Origin of the sequence: Amycolatopsis regifaucium, assembly GCF_001613935.1 — a bacterium.
GTDB classification, from domain to species: domain Bacteria; phylum Actinomycetota; class Actinomycetes; order Mycobacteriales; family Pseudonocardiaceae; genus Amycolatopsis; species Amycolatopsis regifaucium.
The window spans coordinates 1-2,060 of sequence record NZ_LQCI01000042.1 but is presented as its reverse complement, the minus strand read 5'-3'; the positions used below and the strand labels follow the sequence as shown (position 1 = coordinate 2,060).

1 protein-coding gene is annotated in these 2,060 nt (G+C 72.8%); it reads right to left on the bottom strand.

Annotated elements, in window-relative coordinates; translation table 11 throughout:
* A partial coding sequence (locus AVL48_RS30915) for an ATP-dependent DNA helicase (protein ID WP_156515785.1) occupies nt 1–2,060 on the bottom strand: 2,060 nt, incomplete at both ends.

Sequence of the window (2,060 nt, the reverse complement as noted above, 5' to 3'; positions counted from 1 at the left end):
GACGCGTATGCCTCGACCTGGCCCGACTTCGGGGCCGCGCCGACCGCGGTCGTGGGGTCGTCGTGGCCGGTCAGCTCGCGGTGCGCCGCGACCGTGCCGACCTGCTTGCTCCACTCCTTCCGCGCCCCTGGGTCCTCTGGGGCCGGTCCGAACGCCTCGACCGCCCACTGCTCGGGCTGGGCGGCCTGCTCGTCACCGAGCAACTGGCGCCGCTGGTCGGCGGTGTTGGCCAGCGTGCGCAGGTAGGTCGCCCATTGCGGGTCGTCGACCTTGGGCAGCCAGTCGGCGTAGGAATCGCCGACCGGGTCCAACGTGACGGTGTCGGTGATCCGGTGGTGGATCACGTTCGTCAGCTGCCGCGACCCGGACAACGTCCGGGCGGTGACGGCGTTATCGAGCACCTCGCGCGGGTCGTGCCCGGCGAGTTCGGCGCGGCGCAGCAGCCGCGCGAGCGTGGGTCCGCCGTCCTCGGCGGCGATCCGCGCGCGCTGGTTCTCCGTCAGCTTCCCCTCCTCCACCAGCTCGTCGAGCCACCGCTGGGTGCGCCCGGCGGTGGCCAGCTCGGTGGCGTCGGCGAGGAGTTCGGCCGGGGTGCGGATCGCCTCGTTGTCCGCCGCGGCCTCCGTGGCCTCGGCGAGCGCAGAGCGTTGCGGGCCGGTGCCGTCGAACGCGGCGGCCAGCACTGCGGCCGGAGACCGTTTCACGGCCTGCAACGCCGCGCCCTCGGGCGCGTCGTCCGGGACGGCCAGCGTCGTGACGTGCGCGGTGTTGCCCTCCCGGCCACGGGTGAGGCCGACGTAGAGGGCTTCCTGCCCGGTGGCTTCGGTGACGACGGCGTGGCTGGTATCGACGGTGAGCCCTTGTGCACTGTGGACGGTCGAGGCGTAGCCGAGCGCCACATGCTCCGACACATACGCCCCGGGCAACGTGATCCGCTCCCCCAGCACCTCGCCAACACCGTCCTCGCGGCCGAGGACGCGGGCCACGACCAGTCCACCGTCCTCGCGGGTCTCGAGGACGCGGTACTGCTTGCGGTTGATCGGCGCCTCCGGGTTACCGTCGAACCCGGTGAGGTGCCAGCCGTTGCGGCGGGCCTGCACCAGGTCCCCGACGCCGGCGTAGGTGCCCTGCATCCCCAACGGCACACCCGCCTCCTGGACCTTGCCGAGCCGGACGAGTTCGTTGCGGAGCTCGGCCGACAGGTGCGCGGCCTGCTCGTTGGTGTCCACGATCAGGATCGAGTGCTTCCCCGCCAGGGTGTCGGCGAGCCACGCCTTCCCGGCCGTGGCCTCGGCCTGCTCGCGGGTTCCGCCGTCGAGGATCCGGCCGTGCTTGTGGTAGTCGCCCAGCACGGTCTCGTCGCCGTCGCGCAACCGCAGCGACGCCGACCGCTCCCACTCGGCCTGGAAACGGCGGACCTCCGTCAGCTCATACGCGGCCCCGGCCGTGGCCATCAGGTCCATGCCGCCACCGGCACCGACCGCGGCCAGCTGCCGATGGTCACCAGTCAGCAACAGCTTCGCCCCCGCCGCCTCGACATGGTGGTGAATCCGGGCGAGGTCGGCGGTGTTCGCCATCGCCGACTCGTCGACCACGACCAGGTCGCCGGGGCTGAGCTGCCACTCGACGTGCTCGGGGTGGGTCGAGCCATCGGCCAGCTTCGCCTGCACCCCCAGCCAGCGGGCGATGTTCCGCGCGGTCAGCCCCTCACCCGCGAGGACATCGGTCGCGACCTGACTGGACGCCAGACCGACCACACGGCGGGACTGCCCTCCCCACAAGCCGTTGTCCTGCCACGCTTTTGCCAGTGCCCCGACCACAAAGGACTTCCCGGTCCCGGCCGGGCCGACCAGCGACTCCACCGCCGCACCGGAGGTCAGCACGCCGCGCACTGCGGCGGCCTGATCCGCACCCAGCACCATCCCCGCATCCGCCAAAGCGGACACGAAACCGTCCACGTCGGACACATCCAGCGCCGGGGCACCGCCCCGGGCGGTCGCGGCGGCGAGCGCCCGTTCGGTGTGGACATGCTCCGGGGTCGCGTACAGGCGGCGGCCCGG